The sequence below is a fragment of the Tractidigestivibacter montrealensis genome (assembly GCF_024741235.1).
Taxonomy (GTDB): domain Bacteria; phylum Actinomycetota; class Coriobacteriia; order Coriobacteriales; family Atopobiaceae; genus Tractidigestivibacter; species Tractidigestivibacter montrealensis.
Genome location: NZ_JANSKA010000005.1, coordinates 1 through 16518, shown reverse-complemented (window position 1 = coordinate 16518; position 16518 = coordinate 1). Strand labels below are relative to the sequence as shown.

At 61.4% G+C, this 16518-nt stretch carries 17 protein-coding genes and 1 pseudogene; 2 read left to right on the top strand and 16 right to left on the bottom strand.

The features are described 5' to 3' along the window. Positions 1–207 precede the first annotated feature (207 nt). Positions 208–1764: a PucR family transcriptional regulator gene (locus tag NVS32_RS07650; protein WP_258499290.1), complete on the top strand. Its 1557-nt coding sequence runs from the start codon at positions 208–210 to the stop codon at positions 1762–1764. 322 nt (positions 1765–2086) lie between these two features. Here NVS32_RS07650 and NVS32_RS07645 read toward each other — a convergent pair whose 3' ends face one another. The 14 genes and pseudogenes from NVS32_RS07645 to NVS32_RS07580 all read right to left on the bottom strand — a co-directional run bounded on the left by NVS32_RS07645 (position 2087) and on the right by NVS32_RS07580 (position 15024). Continuing rightward, positions 2087–2518, bottom strand: a complete 432-nt coding sequence (locus NVS32_RS07645; RefSeq protein ID WP_032111879.1) for a zinc ribbon domain-containing protein — start codon at positions 2516–2518, stop codon at positions 2087–2089. Between the two features lie 226 nt (positions 2519–2744). Next, on the bottom strand, positions 2745–3737 hold the full coding sequence (locus NVS32_RS07640) for a 3-hydroxyacyl-CoA dehydrogenase (RefSeq protein WP_258499289.1): 993 nt from the start codon (positions 3735–3737) through the stop codon (positions 2745–2747). 111 nt (positions 3738–3848) lie between these two features. Continuing rightward, entirely contained in the window at positions 3849–5288 is a 1440-nt protein-coding gene (locus tag NVS32_RS07635; protein ID WP_258499288.1) for a bifunctional folylpolyglutamate synthase/dihydrofolate synthase, read from the bottom strand. 61 nt (positions 5289–5349) lie between these two features. Then, complete coding sequence (locus NVS32_RS07630; RefSeq protein ID WP_258499287.1) at positions 5350–6210, bottom strand: formate/nitrite transporter family protein; 861 nt, start codon at positions 6208–6210, stop codon at positions 5350–5352. 86 nt (positions 6211–6296) lie between these two features. After that, complete coding sequence (folE, locus tag NVS32_RS07625) at positions 6297–6941, bottom strand: GTP cyclohydrolase I FolE (RefSeq protein WP_258499286.1); 645 nt, start codon at positions 6939–6941, stop codon at positions 6297–6299. A gap of 2 nt (positions 6942–6943) precedes the next feature. Then, positions 6944–7786 (bottom strand): bifunctional 5,10-methylenetetrahydrofolate dehydrogenase/5,10-methenyltetrahydrofolate cyclohydrolase, encoded by an 843-nt coding sequence (locus tag NVS32_RS07620; protein WP_258499485.1) that lies wholly within the window; start codon positions 7784–7786, stop codon positions 6944–6946. After that, positions 7786–8430, bottom strand: a complete 645-nt coding sequence (locus NVS32_RS07615) for a cyclodeaminase/cyclohydrolase family protein (RefSeq protein WP_258499285.1) — start codon at positions 8428–8430, stop codon at positions 7786–7788. Before NVS32_RS07615 ends, NVS32_RS07620 begins: the two co-directional genes overlap by 1 nt. Positions 8431–8654: 224 nt before the next feature. Continuing rightward, positions 8655–10328: a formate--tetrahydrofolate ligase gene (locus tag NVS32_RS07610; RefSeq protein WP_258499284.1), complete on the bottom strand. Its 1674-nt coding sequence runs from the start codon at positions 10326–10328 to the stop codon at positions 8655–8657. 435 nt (positions 10329–10763) lie between these two features. After that, positions 10764–11711, bottom strand: coding sequence for an SDR family NAD(P)-dependent oxidoreductase (locus tag NVS32_RS07605; protein WP_258499283.1), 948 nt, complete (start codon positions 11709–11711; stop codon positions 10764–10766). 158 nt (positions 11712–11869) lie between these two features. Continuing rightward, positions 11870–12661, bottom strand: a complete 792-nt coding sequence (locus tag NVS32_RS07600) for a hypothetical protein (RefSeq protein ID WP_258499282.1) — start codon at positions 12659–12661, stop codon at positions 11870–11872. A 91-nt stretch (positions 12662–12752) separates the two neighbouring features. Beyond that, on the bottom strand, positions 12753–12878 hold the full coding sequence (locus NVS32_RS07595) for a hypothetical protein (protein WP_258499281.1): 126 nt from the start codon (positions 12876–12878) through the stop codon (positions 12753–12755). A 50-nt stretch (positions 12879–12928) separates the two neighbouring features. Further along, positions 12929–13759, bottom strand: a pseudogene (locus tag NVS32_RS07590) (3-methyl-2-oxobutanoate hydroxymethyltransferase). Positions 13760–13894: 135 nt separating this feature from the next. Continuing rightward, the gene (locus NVS32_RS07585; RefSeq protein ID WP_258499280.1) at positions 13895–14446 is read right to left on the bottom strand and encodes a hypothetical protein; all 552 of its coding nucleotides are present in this window, start codon (positions 14444–14446) and stop codon (positions 13895–13897) included. Positions 14447–14721: 275 nt separating this feature from the next. Further along, complete coding sequence (locus NVS32_RS07580; RefSeq protein WP_258499279.1) at positions 14722–15024, bottom strand: response regulator transcription factor; 303 nt, start codon at positions 15022–15024, stop codon at positions 14722–14724. 146 nt (positions 15025–15170) lie between these two features. Between NVS32_RS07580 and NVS32_RS07575 the strand changes: the two genes are divergently transcribed. Further along, positions 15171–15530: a hypothetical protein gene (locus NVS32_RS07575; protein WP_258499278.1), complete on the top strand. Its 360-nt coding sequence runs from the start codon at positions 15171–15173 to the stop codon at positions 15528–15530. 133 nt (positions 15531–15663) lie between these two features. On the opposite strand, the gene NVS32_RS07570 is transcribed toward NVS32_RS07575, so the two are convergent. Both NVS32_RS07570 and NVS32_RS07565 read right to left on the bottom strand, forming a co-directional pair. Beyond that, positions 15664–16284 carry a 5-formyltetrahydrofolate cyclo-ligase gene (locus tag NVS32_RS07570; RefSeq protein WP_258499277.1) on the bottom strand — a complete coding sequence of 207 codons (621 nt, stop codon included), beginning with the start codon at positions 16282–16284 and terminating at the stop codon, positions 15664–15666. Beyond that, positions 16281–16518: hypothetical protein (locus tag NVS32_RS07565; RefSeq protein ID WP_258499276.1), on the bottom strand; the 238-nt coding region annotated here is incomplete at its 5' end. The genes NVS32_RS07570 and NVS32_RS07565, both read right to left, overlap by 4 nt.

The window sequence follows — 16518 nt, the reverse complement described above, 5'->3', positions numbered from 1 at the left end:
GTTGCGTTGACTGTAGTCTGCCGCCGAGAAGAGCATGCCGATACGTAAAACAAGACTCCTGTTTGGGTCCATTTTGGGCAGAATTTCCAACCGTCAGCGGTACGGAACGGACCAGTTCCCAGGGGAGGAACGCCCTGTGCCAGCTGGCCTGTATAATCTGAATGACATCCGGCATGCGGGATCGGACCGGGGAGTATGGGGAAGCCTATGAAGACAAGCGTTGCAGTTCTCGCCGAGAAGCTTGGAGACAACAACGTTGCGTGGCGTTCGTCGGCTGGACACGCCCTTACGCTGACCAGCGTGAGAGCCTGGAGCGCAGCCCTCGCGGAGCCGCGCGACAACGTACTGTGGGTTTGCGACTCTAAGAATGCTGAGCAACTCGCGCGGGCCGGCGCATCCGTGGCAGTCGCATGCGGCGAGGACGAGAACGCTGACACCTTGGCTGATCGACTCTTTGCGAAATCGGGAGAAACCGCCGAGATTCTTGTCGCACACACCAAGAGCGCAAACGAGCTTGCCAACAGACTAATGGATGTTAAGGAAGCCCTGGACTCATGGGACGCAGACCTCACCAAGGCAATCATTGCGCGCAAATCTCTTCAGGAGATTCTGGAGGTTAGCGTCGAGCAGCTGGCAAACCCCGTCGCAGTCTTTGACGAGACAAGCGGCCTGATGTCATATGCTGGCGAAATCACAGGTGACTATCAGGACACCATTTGGGAAGACGTACTCGACAAGGGTCGCGCTCCGGTAGGCTATTACACCGTCGACGAGCGCACGCAGATCTCCGCTTCCATTACTGACCCAGTAGAGCCGACCATCATCCGTCCGAAGCGCTCGCCACTTCACGAGAACCTCTCGCTGAACATCTATGAGGATGGCCAAGTATTGGGAACGCTTGCACAGGTGGACTTGTTGGCACCCTTTGACGGTGCACAGATTTCGCTTGCCATGCACGTACGCGACCGACTAGCGGAGATGTTCAGGACAACCATCGCTGGACAGCATCACCGCTCTCCTATCGGGCACACATTACGGTTGCTCATCAATGGAGACGATGTCGAAGAGCGCATCGTGCGCTACCAACTCGAGCGCAAAGGTTGGCATATAAGTGACAGCTACTGCCTTGCCGTCATGCCCCTGTCCGACTATAGTGACTCACCCCATAGCGATCCCTATCGCGCCGAAGCAATGCTTGCGTATCCCGGCTCAATTGTCATCGTCCAGGATCGCTATCTCGTCATTCTCATGCATCTTGACCAGAGCCAGCCTACGGCTTCGCGCGAGGGATTCATCGAGACCCTCCGTCACCGCGACAACCAAGACATTCCCTGCGGAGTGAGTGATGAGTTCGAGTTCCTCCATGCACGTTCCGCATGGAGACAGGCACGTATAGCCGTACGCGAAGGAAACGGCAATGGCAGAAAAGGTGTTTCAACGTATGATGACGTCTTCTTCTCCGACTTCCTGCACCAGATGGAACAGACGACGCCACTCGACGTGCCCCTGCATCCGATGGCACTCCGCATCGCGCAAAGCGAGCGCGGAGACGAGACTCTCAGCTGCCTTTTCGCTTATGTGATGAATGGTCGCAACATCTCGCGCGCCGCCCGAGCCCTTTACATGCACAGGAACACGCTTGAGTATCGAATGACTAGCATTCAACAGCATTGGAACCTCGATATGAACTCTATGGAAGAAGACGAGCTGCTACGATTTGCGCTCTCGTGCCGTCTTCTCATGCAGCAAAGCCTGGAAAGGTAGTCTAGCTACGCATCCGCAAGATTAGCTTCCCATGGGGACTTCTAATTGTTCATTTCCGTTCGCAAGTATCTTAGGACTAGGAAAGAACCTCTGTACCCTTGGTTGGGGTGCTTGCTACGAAGATGCGCCTTCCGGCGAGAGATTGACGCCCGAGCAGGGGTTTCAGACGGGATTCCGTACGAGATGGGCCTTCGAGCGCCGTATTGACGCCCGAACAGGGGTTTCGTTCCCACCTGCCGCGAAAAGGCGCCCCCCGGGCGCCAGCGGCAACAAAAAGGACCCCACCGAGGCGGGGCCCTTCTCAATGCAATGTCATTCTCGCCTACTGGATGCGCGTACGGCAGTACGGACACACCTTCCAGTCGGCGTTGAGCGGGCGGTGGCACGTGGGGCAGACGTTCCTCACCTGCGTGTTGCAGATGGGGCACACCACAAAGTCGCGGTCGATGGGAGCACCGCACTTGGGGCAGATGCCGTAGTGCGAAAGCTGGTGCTCACGAAGAGCAATGTCAAGGTCCTGCTCCTCACGGTCGATGAGGTAGGAGCTGGGACGCAGGATGACATAGGCGAGAAGCCCCACGATGGGAATGACCGAGATGATCGCCCACATCCACCAAGGCTCCGCGCCACGACGCTGGGCGTCGCGAATGACGTAGACGATGGAGAGGACGTAGAGCATGACAACGCACACAACCAAGAGGTAGAGAACCATCCTTACCTCAGGCGTGAGAATTTGGTCGATAAGGTCTTGCATTCCCTGGACTCCTCTTGTTGGCACATGTGTACGCGGCGTCTGACTATCAAACCGTCAGTAACGCGCTACCGAGAAACGCGATTGACGATTGTATCAGATGTGGCCGAGAATGCCTGCAACCTCGGCAGTAAGCGCCAGAGAGTCACACGCAACGTACCATTCTCCACACAATGCGGACGTAGCCTCAACAGCACACCCATATGTTGCCGCAGCATGGCGCAAGCATCTACCTGATGATGTCGCCGTTCTCGTCATACTTGTAGAAGCCCTCGCCGGCTGCCATACCAAGCTTGCCTTCATCGATGTACTTCTGCAGCACGGCCTTCATGCCCTTGAAGTTGTAGGGCAGCATCATCTTCCTGAGAAGGGGCGTCGCGATGCCGGGCACCTTCTGGTACTGGTCGACGATGTTCATGGCCGTGGTGAGACCAACAGTGTCGAACACCTGGAACGGGCCCTTGGGCGCGCCCGTGCCCGATGTCCATGCCTTGTCGATGCTCTCGGGATCTGAGATGCCATTGGCGAGAAGGTCAAGACCAGAGAGCATCCAGGGCACAAGCTGGGAGTTGAGAAGGTATCCCGCCTTCTCCTTCTTCACCGGCAGCGGCTGCATGTGGATGCCACGGGCAAATTCGAGCACCGCCTGGAACGAGGCATCGCTCGTCTCGCTCTGCACCATGACCTCAGTCACGTTGTGCTTCCAGATGGAATTGGCGAAGTGAAGCGCCAGGTAGCGGTCGGGACGGCCGGTGTCCTTGGTGAACTGCGAAGGCAGAAGCGACGAGGAGTTGGTGACGATGATGGTCTTCTCGGGCATGAGTGGCGCGACCTTCTTGAAGAAGTCCGCCTTCTGGTCTGCCACCTCGGCCATCGACTCGATCACGAGATCGGCATCTGCAACGGCCTTGGCGAGGTCGAGCTCGAGCTTCATGTCGTCGTGCGCCTTGCGTGCGCGGGCAACGCACTCGTCAGCGTCGAACGTGTCGAAATCGGCCAGGCCGGCGCACCAGGCTGGGTCATTTGCGCTCTCGGCGCCCTTCATGCCCTCGATGGCCTCGAGGTACTGCTGCTCGAACTTGTCGAGCTTAGGCTGGCAACGGCCGATGGAACCCTCGGAACGCAACCAGATGGTGACGTCATAGCCCCAGTAGGCCGTCTGCAGCGCGATCTGCGAGCCTAGCACGCCGCCGCCGGCAACCACAATCTTCTTGAATGCCATGGCATGTCCTCTCATCGATGTCGAACGATGTCAAACCGCGATTCTAACGTAGTTGGCACGTCAGACTGTCGGCGCACTCCGCAGGTGCGCTGGTACGAGAGGTAGGCGGGGCTAGCACACGGTGTTGCCGCGGTTTTGGACTCCCGGGCGGAAGATTCCCGTCACCTCGCCAGCCGTGGTGATGGATCCGCAGGCGACAAACGACTCGTTGCCAAGGGCGGCAACCGCCTCCGCAACCGAGACAAAGGTTCCAGCAGGCGCGTTGCCGGCAGCCTCGAACAGCCCGGTAAGCTCCTCGGCCGAAAGGGCGCGTGGCGAAGAGGTCTGAGTGCAATAGACGCACGGAAACTCCGGTGCCAACAGCCGCACGATGCCCTCGACGTCCTTGTCGGCGAGAACCGCGCAGAGAAGCGCTGGCCGCTCCCCCACGTTTGGCGCAACTGCACGAACGGCAGTGAGGAAGGTATCCACGCTCTGTGGGTTGTGGCAGGCGTCCACAAGGGCTACGGGCTCGGCGCGAACCACGTCAAAGCGGCCCGGAGTGGGGCAGGTGACCACGGACCCAAAGAGCCTCTCAGCATCAAGCGGGCGACCAAGGTAGTCCTCGGCAAGCTGCACGGCGCAGGCGATGTTCGCCGCCTGGTAGACGGGCTTGAGAGCGCTCACCTCCGCATACGAGGCGCGCGTTGTGCGCACATCGAGCACAAGCGAGCCTCCAATGCGGTTTGGCCTCTCGACCACGCGATATGTGGCATGCGGGAGGTCTGTGTGCTTGCGGGGCAGACCGGTATGCATCTCCCCCGCCGCATCGGCAAGGACTTCCGGCCGCAGGAGCGTGGGCACCACGCCCTCGCGGGCACACTGCTCGAGAAACACGTCTTCCATGGTGTCCGGCGTAGCGGTGCCCACGCCCAGGACGCAGCTGCGGCCGCGCTTGATGATGGCGGCCTTCTCGCCAGCAATCTTCTCCAGCGTGTCGCCGAGGATGCGCATGTGATCGAGGCCGATGCCCGTAATGGCAACGCTCCTGATGGACTTCACGGCAGACGTGGCGTCCCAGCGCCCGCCCATGCCGCACTCAAGCACGGCTACGTCCACACCTGCCTCGGCAAAGACCACGCACGCCGCGACGGTGAGCAGGTCGAACTCCGTAATGTCGTAGGGCCTCTCGCCTGCCGAGGTGCGCTTAGCATTCACGCGCCTGCCTGCCTCCCGTGCCGCCACAATGCCGCGCGCAAAGGCGTCCTCTGAGACGGGCGAGCCGCCAACCTCCATGCGCTCGGTGTAGCTCACGAGCTCTGGCGAGGTATAGAGCGCCGTGCGCAGACCCTCGCCTCGAAGAATTGCCGCAGTAAAGCGTGCGGTCGACGTCTTGCCGTTGGTCCCGGCTATCTGCACACTCTGGAAGGCAAGGTCAGGGTTGTCAAGCTCTGCGAGCATGTCCTCCACGCTCTCGAGCATGGGGCAGATGCCAAAGCGCAGCGCGGAGTGAAGCATCCCCAGCGCCTCGTCGTAGGTTGTGTGGGGAATGTCGAACGGAAGCTGGTACATGCTCTTTATCGCCCTTTCAGCGTGGCTGGCACGCGCGGTATATCAACAATGCCACCCTAGCTTAGCCATTCACGCTCATATCGGCCACGAAGTCTCTCCGGTACGCAAGCCAGTATCCGCCGCCAATGATGACGGCCCCTCCCACCAGATTGCCAAGCGTCACCCAGAGGAGGTTGGAGCATGCGCCCGCTAGCGAGACTGCTGCAGCTTCTCCACCCTGTCCGAGCGCTTGGACGAGAAGTCCGTACGGGAGGAAGAACATGTTGGCAACGCAGTGCTCGTATCCGGAAGCCACAAAACCCATGACCGGCATCACACAGGCGAGGAACTTATCAGCAACCGAATGGCCAGCGAAGGACATCCAGACAGCCAAACACACCAAGACGTTGCACATGATGCCCCGGCAGAAGGCCGCCATGGGCGAGAGGGACGCCTTTGAAGCCGCAACGCCTGCCGCGGCAACGCCGACTGCCCCACCGTTGAGGCCGGCGAAGTTGGCGCCCGCGAGGATGAGGACGAGCAGCAATGAGCCCACGAAGTTGCCCGCATAGACCGTAAGCCAGGAACCCACAAGCCTCCCCGCTCCGTACCTGCCGGAAAGGCAGCCTATGGCCATAAGGTTGTTTCCGGTGAAGAGCTCGGCGCCGGCAACGACCACGAGGAAGAGCCCAACCGAGAAGACAAGGCCGCTCAGGATCTGCGAGGAAGCAAACCCCAGGCTGGAGTCGGACTTCACCACCAGCATGAGTGCCGCACCCATGGCGATGAAGAGGCCTGCCATCATGGCAAGAAGAAACGACCGTCCTCGGGGCATAGATGCCTTCCCCACCCCAACGTCCACCGCCTTGTGAAGCGTCTGCGCAGGCGAGAGGCAATCCTGCCCCTTCCCCGCCGGAGAGCCGGCGCTCTTATCCTCAACCATTGCGCACAACCTCCCAGGGACCCGAGCACGCCGGGCCCAACGCAATAAAGCCATTGATTGTAGGAATGCCGAGAGAAGCCTCTTGTCTAGAGGCCCAGCAGCCTCAAAGCCTCGGAGCGCGTCTTGATGTCGCTCTTAAGGCAACCACGCACGGCCGACGTCACGGTCTTGGCCCCAGGAGTGCGAATCCCGCGGATGGTCATGCAGGTGTGCTCTGCCTCAACCACAACAAGCACCCCAAGCGGATTGAGCTCGCGCACCATGGCGTCGGCAATCTGGCTGGTAAGCCGCTCCTGAAGCTGGAGGCGATGGGCGTAGCCCGTGACGCACCGGGCAATCTTGGAGAGTCCCGTGATACGACCGTCGCGAGGGATGTAGCACACGCTCGCCTTGCCCATGAAGGGAAGGATATGGTGTTCGCACATGCTGGCAAAGGGGATGTCGCGCACGACGACCATCTCCTCGTTGCCCGGCTCGTGGAACTGCTTGCGAAGGTAGTGGCCAGGGTCTTCCTGCATACCACTAAAAATCTCCTCATAGGCCCGTGCGACGCGATCGGGCGTTCCCACAAGGCCCGGCCTGTCGGGGTCTTCGCCCATCGCTATGAGGAGCTCCCTCACGGCAGCTTCCACACGCGGCTTGTCAAGCTTGCCATAGGTAAGCTCTGAGGTCCTGCCGGGACCCTCCGTTCGATCGGAGAGGTCGAAGCCCTCGACGTCGCGTTCGTCCATCCTTAGCCCACCATCCTCTGAGCCGCCTCGATAACGTGCTTGGCCAGCACCGCCGTGGTGACAGAGCCAACGCCGCCCGGAACGGGGGTGATGGCGCGCACCACGGGCTCGACGGCGTCGTAGTCCACGTCTCCCACAAGCTTGCCGGCCTTCTCGTCCCAGTTGATGCCAACGTCGACCACGACCTCCTGGGGAGCGGCGCACGCTGCCCCCACCGTTCCGATGTGGCCTGCTGCGGCAACAACCACGTCCGCATCCTTGCACGCAGCCACAAGGTCGCGCGTATGCGTGTGGCACATGGTCACGGTGGCGTTTCTCGCCTGCAGCATCATAGAGACGGGCTTGCCGATGACAAGAGAGCGGCCCACCACAGTGACCTTGGCTCCGTCGAGGGGAACCTTGTAGTAGTCGAGAAGCTCGAGCACTGCCTCGGCGGTGCAGGGCGGAAAACCAAGCGGCCTGTTGGCAAAGACTCCGTAGAGTGAGCCCGTCGTGATGCAATCCACGTCCTTTGCGGGGTCGAGTGCGGCACAGGCAGCGGCCTCGTCAAGCGTCTTGGGAAGCGGGCGAAACATGAGGCAGCCGTGAATTGACGAGTCCTCGTTGACCTCGTTGATCACGTGCATGAGCTGCTCCTGGGAGCACTCCGCAGGCAGCACGAACTTGCGCAGTCCAAGGCCAACCTTATCCGCGCGCTTTGTGGCGCCACGCTCGTAGGAGAGGTCGTCCTCGCGCTCCCCCACGCGCACGATGGCGAGCGTGGGACGTACGCCCTGTGCAACCAGGGCCTCGACCTGGGGCACGAGCCTCTCTGTAAGCGCCTTTGCGACCGGCGCGCCCTTCATCACTTGCTCGGCCAACGGATTCCCCTCTCTACGCGCAGGTAGGCATTGTCGGCCTTCCTGCATCCCTCGTCGAGCATCTCCTGCGTGCGGGACAGGAGTTCCTCAGTATATTCACGGTCCTTCATCGACTTGGCGTTGATGAAGATGTTGAGGCTCACCGCCCTGAGTGCCGCCGAGAGGATGGTTGCCCCGGCTCCCGCGTCGCTGATTGCAATCTTGGTGCCAATCTGGCTCACCTCGTCCACGAGGTCGATGGCCTCGCAGATCTTCTCCATGATCTTGAACGGAGGCTTGCAAGCGGTACGTAAGGCAGCCTCCATGACCTCCGCCTTGTGGGCACGCTCCTCCTCGGTCTCCTTGGGGAGCCCGTATGCTTTGGAGAGTGGCTCGAACGCTTTGGCGTCCTCGTCGGCGAGCGCGAGAAGTTCCGCACGAACGGTCTCGAAGCGAGGAATGAGCTCCTCAATACGCCCCTGGACATCGGCGTACTTCTTCTTGCCAAGCGTAAGGCTCGCGACCATCTGGCCAAGCGAGGCGCCCACCGTCGCTACCACGGCAGAAGCCCCACCACCGCCAGGAACAGGCGCCTTAGACGAGAGCACGTCCGAAAACGCATCAAGCCGCATCTCAGCGACAGTATCCATGAGCCCTCCCTCAAGAAGGAAAAGTCCGAACAATGTAATTTTGAAGCTCGCCCTTGCGACTCCTCAAGGCGCCCCCCGAGAAGCTCGACGTGCCGCAAAGGGAAAACGTCATCGGGCTGTGCCCGACGCGCTCCTCGAGGCTCCCGCACTTCTCTAAGCGAGACTTTCTGAGCGCAAAGCGCGAAGCAGTCTCGCGTGAGAAGCGCAGGAGCCCCCGATGCCGCCTAGAACAGCCCGACGATCTTGCCCTCGGGCGTCACGTCGATCTTCTCGGCGGCCGGCACCTTGGGGAGTCCGGGCATCGTCATGATGTCGCCCGTGAGCGCCACGATGAAGCCTGCACCGGCGGAGACCTTCACGTTGCGCACCGTGATGCGGAAGCCCTCGGGTGCGCCGAGCTTGTGCTGGTCGTCGGTGAAGGAGTACTGAGTCTTTGCCATGCAGATGGGGAGGTTACCGTAGCCGAGGTCCTCGAGCTGCTTGAGCTGTTTGGACGCGGATGGCGTGAAGTCGACGCCGTCGGCGTGGTAGATCTTGGTCGCGATGGCGTTAATCTTGTCGGCGATGGAGCCCTCGAGCTCGTAGGTGTAGTGCATCTCGCTCGGCTGCTCGCAGAGGCGCACGACCTCCTCGGCCAAGGCCTTGCCGCCCTTGGAGCCCTTCGCCCACACCTCGGAGAGCACGACGTTCACGCCGAGCTCCTTGCACTTGTCCTCGACGAACTTGAGCTCGGCCTCGGTGTCCGTGGGGAAGGCGTTGATCGCCACGACGACGGGCAGGCCCCAGACGTTCTTGATGTTGGAGACGTGGCGGAGCAGGTTGGGGATGCCCTTCTCAAGGGCGTCGAGGTTCTCGTTGGTGAGCTCCGCCTTGGGCACGCCGCCGTTGTACTTGAGGGCGCGAACCGTGGCGACAAGGACGACCGCGGACGGCTGGACACCGAGGGCGCGGCACTTGATGTCAACGAACTTCTCGGCGCCGAGGTCGGCACCAAAGCCCGCCTCGGTGACGGTGTACTCGGTCTGTCGAAGTCCGGTGAGCGTTGCCTGCACGGAGTTGCAGCCGTGCGCGATGTTGGCGAACGGGCCTCCGTGGACGATGGCGGGATTACCCTCGAGGGTCTGGACCAGGTTGGGCTTGATGGCATCCTTGAGCAGCGCCGTCATGGCACCCTCGGCGTGGATGTCGGCAACTGTCACGGGCTTGCGATCGTAGGTGTAGGCGATGACCATGCGAGACAGGCGCGCCTTGAGGTCCATGAGGTCGGTGGCCAGGCAGAAGCAGGCCATGACCTCGGAGGCCACTGTGATGTCGAATCCGTCCTGGCGCGGCATGCCGTCGGCAACACCGCCCAGACCGTCGACGACGTTCCTAAGCTGGCGATCATTCATGTCGACGACACGCTTCCACACGATGCGGCGCGGGTCGATGCCAAGGGCGTTGCCCTGCTTGATGTGGTTGTCGAGCATGGCTGCGCAAAGGTTGTTGGCAGCACCGATGGCGTGGAAGTCGCCGGTGAAGTGAAGGTTGATGTCCTCCATGGGGATGACCTGGGCCATGCCGCCGCCTGCGGCACCACCCTTGACGCCAAACACGGGGCCCAGGGAGGGCTCTCGCAGGCAGAGCGTGGTGGGTTTGCCAATGGCCCAGAGGGAGTCCGCGAGGCCGACGGACGTGGTGGTCTTGCCCTCGCCGGCGGGAGTGGGGTTGATGGCGGTCACGAGGATGAGCTTGCCCTTGGCGGGCTTGTCCTTGAGGGCGTTGATGTCGATCTTCGCCTTGTCGTAGCCGTAGGGAATCAGTTGATCCTCGGTGAGCCCGATCTTCTTGGCGACCTCGGCGATGGGGAGCGAGTGCTCCTCTGCTTCCTGCGCGATCTCGATGTCCGACTTAGCCATTGCTGTAAACCCCTTTCGTTTATTTCCTGCCAACGAGTACCGGAGAGCGCGAGGGGAGTTGTCCTCCGATGCCTAGTTTGAAGCATCCCGGTCGAGCGTATTAATGCATTTCACCGACGTGGTGATATGGTTTTGGCATATTCGCCCGACGCGTTTGCCCGACCCTCCTTGCACTCTCATCCTAGTCACCGGCTAAATGTTGAACATACCGAATCATTGGTACTCCGCCGTTCGCCGCGCCCCAGGTTTCCCCTACATTTTATAAAGGGGCAATCGGACGCCATATGGCAGATGCGACTAAAGCTGGCGTGGAGATTTGAAAAGTTTGCCCAAGTTGGCGGGCAGGGATGCGAATCAGCGGACTCATGGTGACAAGAACAAAGGGGCGTGGCGGAGAGAACCCCCGCCACGCCCTGCGAGATTCTTTGTGCTGTCCTACTTAGCCGACGGCCCGGGGATGCACCCCTCGACCGTGTAGCTGAAGGGCTTGAGCTGCGCGTTGAGCAGCGCGCCGCCGTTGACGTCGATGGTGGCGCCGTCCATGAAGTCGCTCATCGGCGTGCAGAGCGCATAGCACACGAGGGCGACCTCGTCCGGGTTGAATGCGACGGGAACCTGCACGGCCTGCTGGCGCTCCTTCTTGAACGCCGCGTACTCCTCGCCGTACTTCGCGCCGTTCGCGCGTCCCTCGAAGAGGGCGCCGTGGGACACCATGCCGCCAGGGGCGACGCAGTTGACGTGGATGCCGTACTGCTTGAGCTCGGCAGCTGCACCCGTGGTAAGGGCGACGATGCCCGCCTTGGCGGCCTGGTAGTAGGTGTTCATGCCGGCACCGCGCAGGCCCTCTCCGCTGTGCGCCGCGCTGGAGACAAAGACGATGCGGCCGGGCTTCTTGTTGGCGACCATCCAGCGCGCCGCGGCCTGGCCCATGAAGTAGGTGCCCTTGAGGTCGATGTCCAGGACGCGGTCGTAGATCGCCTCGTCGACGTCGAGGTAGGCGCACTTGCCCCACACGCCGCCAGCCGTCACGAGGATGTCGATGGAGCCGTAGGTGGCAACCGCGTAGTCGACCGCGGCATAGCAGTCCGCGACCTTCGCGACGTCGGTCTGGCAGAAGGAGACCTCGTAGCCGAGCGCCTTGAAGTCATCGACCGCCTTCTGTCCGCGCTGCTCGTTGCGCGAGGCTATGACGACCTTCGCACCTGCCTCCGCGAGACGGTTGACGACGTTGTAGCCAAGGCCAGTGGCGCCGCCCGTCACGATGGCCACCTTGTCAGCGAGGCCCTTGACGAAGACCTCCTCGAGCGGCTTGCACTGGCCAAGCGTAAGCTTCCCGAAGTCATCCGGGTTGGGCATCTGACGAACCTGATCCTGATCTGCCATCTCTACCTCCAAGTTTGCTGCCTACACCTCACCTGGGTGCCGCCAAGGGCCTCGCGCGGCCGTCGGCGGCACTGCTTTGCATGCAATCTATGTCGGATTGGGACGAGAAATCAGTACCGAAACTTCGGTAATGAACCGCTCGCCGCGCAGCCCCTGCGTCACGCGCAGGCGCGAATGGCCTCCGCGAGCGCCTGCATGGTGAGAAAAACGGCTTCCGGGTCCGGATGCGAGCGGGCGGCCTGCTCCTCGCCAAGCGTCTCGGGCTTGAAGGGCCTCTCCCCCGCAGGAATCCCGCTGCCTGCCTTCCCTGGCACGCGCAGCGGCGTTGCGACCTCCACCTGCACACAGGGGATGCCGCACTCGCGAGCAATGGTTGAGCTCACGGTATTGGGGTTTCTCGCCGCAAGGGCACCGTCGACAACGATGGGCTTGTGATGGCGCTCGACCAGCGGCTCGAGGCGCGCCCGCAGGATACGCTCGGCGATGGCCCCAACCTCGGGTCGCGACGCGACCGTGGTGCCGTCCGCCGTGCCCAAGGCGACGATTGAGGGCGATGCGGACACCATGCCATGCAGGTCCAGACAGAAGCGAACCCCCGCTTTGAGAACATGCGCAACGAGGGCCTGCTTGTACGCCGAGCCCTCGATGGGATCCCAGTTCGGGTCACACCCGTCGAAGCGGCTCGCAACTATCGCGTGGCAGCCGGTCCAGAGCGCGAGCACAAGGGCCATCGCCCCCGCGTAGTCGTCTGAGGGCTTCACTCGACCCTCGCGCTCGTGCGTCACGGCATGCGGAGCAGAGACAACAACAGGCAGGTCGCCAGCGACGATCTCGAAGGCCGGGGCATCGGGCAGCCCTCGGTAGGAGTTGCACGAGAAGCGCGTGGACTCGATGTGCTCGAGCTCGGCGACGATTGGGCTTTCCGGCTGTGGACCGCTCAAACCACCCATGCGCGCCTCCCATGCGCCGCTGGCTTTCGTGTTCGGAATAGCCTACTACGAGGCTGGCCCGGCACGCCGGCGACCTTGCCGCAAACGGACGCTACGCGTCGAGGTCGAGAAGAACCTTGATGTTCTTGTAGGACTTGACCGCCGCATGCTCCATCGCCGTGGGGAACTCGTCGAGCGGGAACTTGGCGGTGACGATGTCCTTGATGGGCGTGCGCATTGGCAATGTCCGAACCAGTCGGCCAGGGCACTACTCATCTGTTGCATGTGCTAGTGAACGTCCGTGTCGACCATGTCCTTGAACTTCTCGAACTCTGCCTCGTCCATGTGGTAGCCGTGCTCGGGCTTGGGGTATGCGCCCGTCTTGACGTCCTGGACGAACTTCCCGTAGGCACCAACGCAGATCTCGGGGAGGTTGGCGTACTGAACCGCATGGACGGTAGCGGCAGGGACGATGCCCAGGAGGTCCCATACGACCATCTCGGAGCCGTCACAGGGCGAGCCGGCGGCGATACCGACCACGGGGATCTCGAGCTTCTCGGAGATGAGCTGCGCAACCTCCTCGGGAACAAGCTCTATAGTCATGCCCTTCATGCCGCACTCCTGGTACTCGTATGCGGCACGGTAGATCTTGTAGGCGGCCTCGGCGGTCTTGCCAACGCGCTTCTAGCCACCGATGTTGGTAGTCTGCCAGCCAGAGAGCGCACCCACGTGACCAAAGACGGGCACCTGGTTGTCGGAGAGGAATAGCAGCTTGTCGTTGCTGATACCCATGATGAGGACGGAGTCCGCCTGGTCTGCCATGAGCTTGGTAGTGGTCTCGAGGGCTGTCTTGTTGTCGCTCACCGTAAAGGCCTCGCACACCACGTTGAGGTGGGCGTTGGGGCACATCTTGCGCACCTGGCGCAGGTGGCTCTGAAGGTTGGCCGAGCGGTCGATTGCGTTCTCGCCGGGAGCGACAAAGCGAATCATGTCGGCACCGCCAGCGTCAGCCCATGCGGAGAAGAGAGAATCGAGGTTACCGGGCCCGAGCATGACGATCTTCTCGCCCTTCTTCTTCATCTGCTGCAGGTGCCAGCTTGTCTTGCGACCCTTGTGCATGAGACTGGTCTCGACCTTGGTGCCGTTCTCTTCTGTAGCCATGACAAACTTCCTTTCTCCTGTAGAGCCTGCCTGCCAGCCGGCTCGCACGCGTTCGAGCCGGGTAGATCCATGTCAAGAAGACCACGCGGCTGCTTACGCCTTCTGCTTGTCCGCCGTTTTGCGAGAAGCCATGAGCTTTGTTGCCGCCAGCGGGATGATGCCAAACACCACGAAGCCATAGACGAGCGAGAGCACGACCTGCGGGATGGAGATGGGAAGGCCCCATGCCGTGCACACCGTGAGGAAGCACGCGGTGTAGTTGTTGCAGAACCAACCCCAGCGGTGCGTGACCATGCCAAAGATGAATAGGATGAGAATCACTGCAGCCACCGGGAGTACCCAGCTGCCCACCTCCGACGAGTGCGTGAGCAGGTACCCAAGGCCAATCCCAAAGGCGCCTCCCGTCCATGCGCGCACAATCTCGCCAATCTCGACCTTCATGTGGCCGAGGCCCGCCCAAAGGCACATGCCAAGCCACACAATCCAGATGGCGCAGCCCATGACGGTTGCGAGCACGGTCACGGCGATAACCATCACAAGCGCGATAATCTCCATGACGACGCCCTGCTTGACGGGCATAGGCGCGGGCGCCGTCTCGCTTTTTTCAGGCTTGGTGCTTGTCGCTGCTGCCCTCTCTTCGTCCATCGGGACCCCTCCTCCTGTAGCCGTTGCGCTCCCTTGGCAGCGCGAACGATAAGGGAAGGCTATGGGAGGTCCGAATACCCAAGGTCTGCCATGAAATGTGCACTTTTACCCCGTGTCTCCGCTTGGTTGCGAGGTTCAACCGCTTGCCATCGGGCGACGTCGGTAAGCGGTTACCGCCTTGCAACGCCCCCAACCCCTCCTTGACACACAAAAATGCCCGTCCGACAACGAGGGCGGGCTTTGCCGAACTCTCTGTTGGAAGGAAGCGCAGGCAGCTACTTGCCCGCCTTGCGCAGCTCCTCTCGGGCACGGGCGGTGAGCTCGGCCTCATTTGTCACCCCGAGCTTGGCATGCATGTGGCTCACGTGCTTGTAGACTGTCTCACGGCTAATGCCCAGCTCCTCTGCCACGGCCTTGGGGGTCTTTCCCTCCATGATGAGCGCAAGTATCTGGTTCTCTCTATCGGAAAGAGGCCAGTCCAGCGAATCGAGCATGGTGGCATAGCCATGCCAGACGGGAGGCTCGAGGAAGAAGTTGACGTAGGCGTTTCCAAGGTGCATTGCCACAAGCTGCAACATCGTGAGCTCATCGCGAGAGAAGTCGGCGTTTCTCGTTCGGTCAAGGCAGAAGACAACGCGAACCCTGCCGTGATCGTCAAAGAAGCCGAATCCTGTGCTGTATCGGATCCCCGCGGTCGCACGCACTCGCGGTAGAAGCGCGACCGATGGTCGATCTTGGTAAGGTCCTCCGAGCGGATGGGGTTCGTGGGTACCCAGCCCAAACGCTGCTTTTCTCTGAACGTACGCGCCATTTCCTCGGCAAACCTGCGGGCACGCTCCTGCACGCTGTATTCGCTTCCCTCTTCGCCGCACCCCGAATCGAGGGAGATTTCGCGGTACGCGCGTATAATCTGCCGGTCGACACCTATCGAGTAGGTGTCGTACACCTCCCCGTCCTCGTCGAGGAAGTACACGATTCCCTGGTCAAAGCCGACGAGCTTGGGCAGAAGACGAAGCGCCTCTCGGCAAAACGCCAGGGGCTCATGCACCGTACAGACCTGAAGCAGGTATTCATTGAGCTTTGACCACTGTGTTGCCGTAGGCATAAGGTGCACCCCCATCAACGCGTTTCTAGCCGCGATCCCTGTCAAAGCCTCTATGCTTTAGCGGTATGTGTGAAAAACGTTATGAGACGGCCTGCGCAAACATCATTCCCGATTAACAGAAACCGCTAAAGAACGGAGGGCGGAGGACTCTCGTCTCTGTCACCACTACGTCGGCCGGAAGGTCGTGCGCGTCAATGACGCCGAGGTCAGAGAGACTTTCCACCATCTGCCCCTCACGACACAGGCCAACGGACTTACCCGAGAAGCCCGAGAGGAACGTGTCATAGAAGCCGCCACCATACCCCAGCCGATACCCCAGCGAGTCGAACGCGAGACCGGGGACTATCGCGAGCGGAGCAAGGCCACTCTCCGGATTCACCTGCTCGAAGGTCTCTGGATTAGGCTCGAGAACCCCGAATGAGCTCTTTGCCAGGTCGTCGTACGACATCACCCGATACCAGACCATGTCACGCGTTCCGGGAAGGCAGTACGGAATGGCCACTCGCTTGCCGGTGGACCAGGCAGCCTCGATGAGCCCGTGAGTGTCAACCTCGGAGCCAAAGGAGAGGTACGCGAGGACGAGGTCGGCCTTCTCCCACTCCGGAAGCACCTCGAGTCGCCGGGCAATAAGGCGGTCCACCCGCGCGCGCTCCTCAGCCCCCATCTCTTTGCGAATCACCCGGTACTTCGTGCGCAGGGCACGCTTCTTCTCGTCAGACATGGTCTCCGTCAACTCCCCAACCTCCTGCATTCCTCGTCCACGCGTTCCGGGTCACGCGGATAGAGCCTCTCGAGCGCTGGACGGATGCGGCGCGCAATGAGGTCTGCCCGGTCACGCGACACCAGCCCCTCCCTCACCGTACGCCCCTCTTGGGCAGCGCCCGCGAGCTGGCTGGCATCCACGTAAGGCAGGCTGCATTCAGTCAAGTAAAAGTCGACAGTTCGCTCTGTCGATTTCCCACACTTC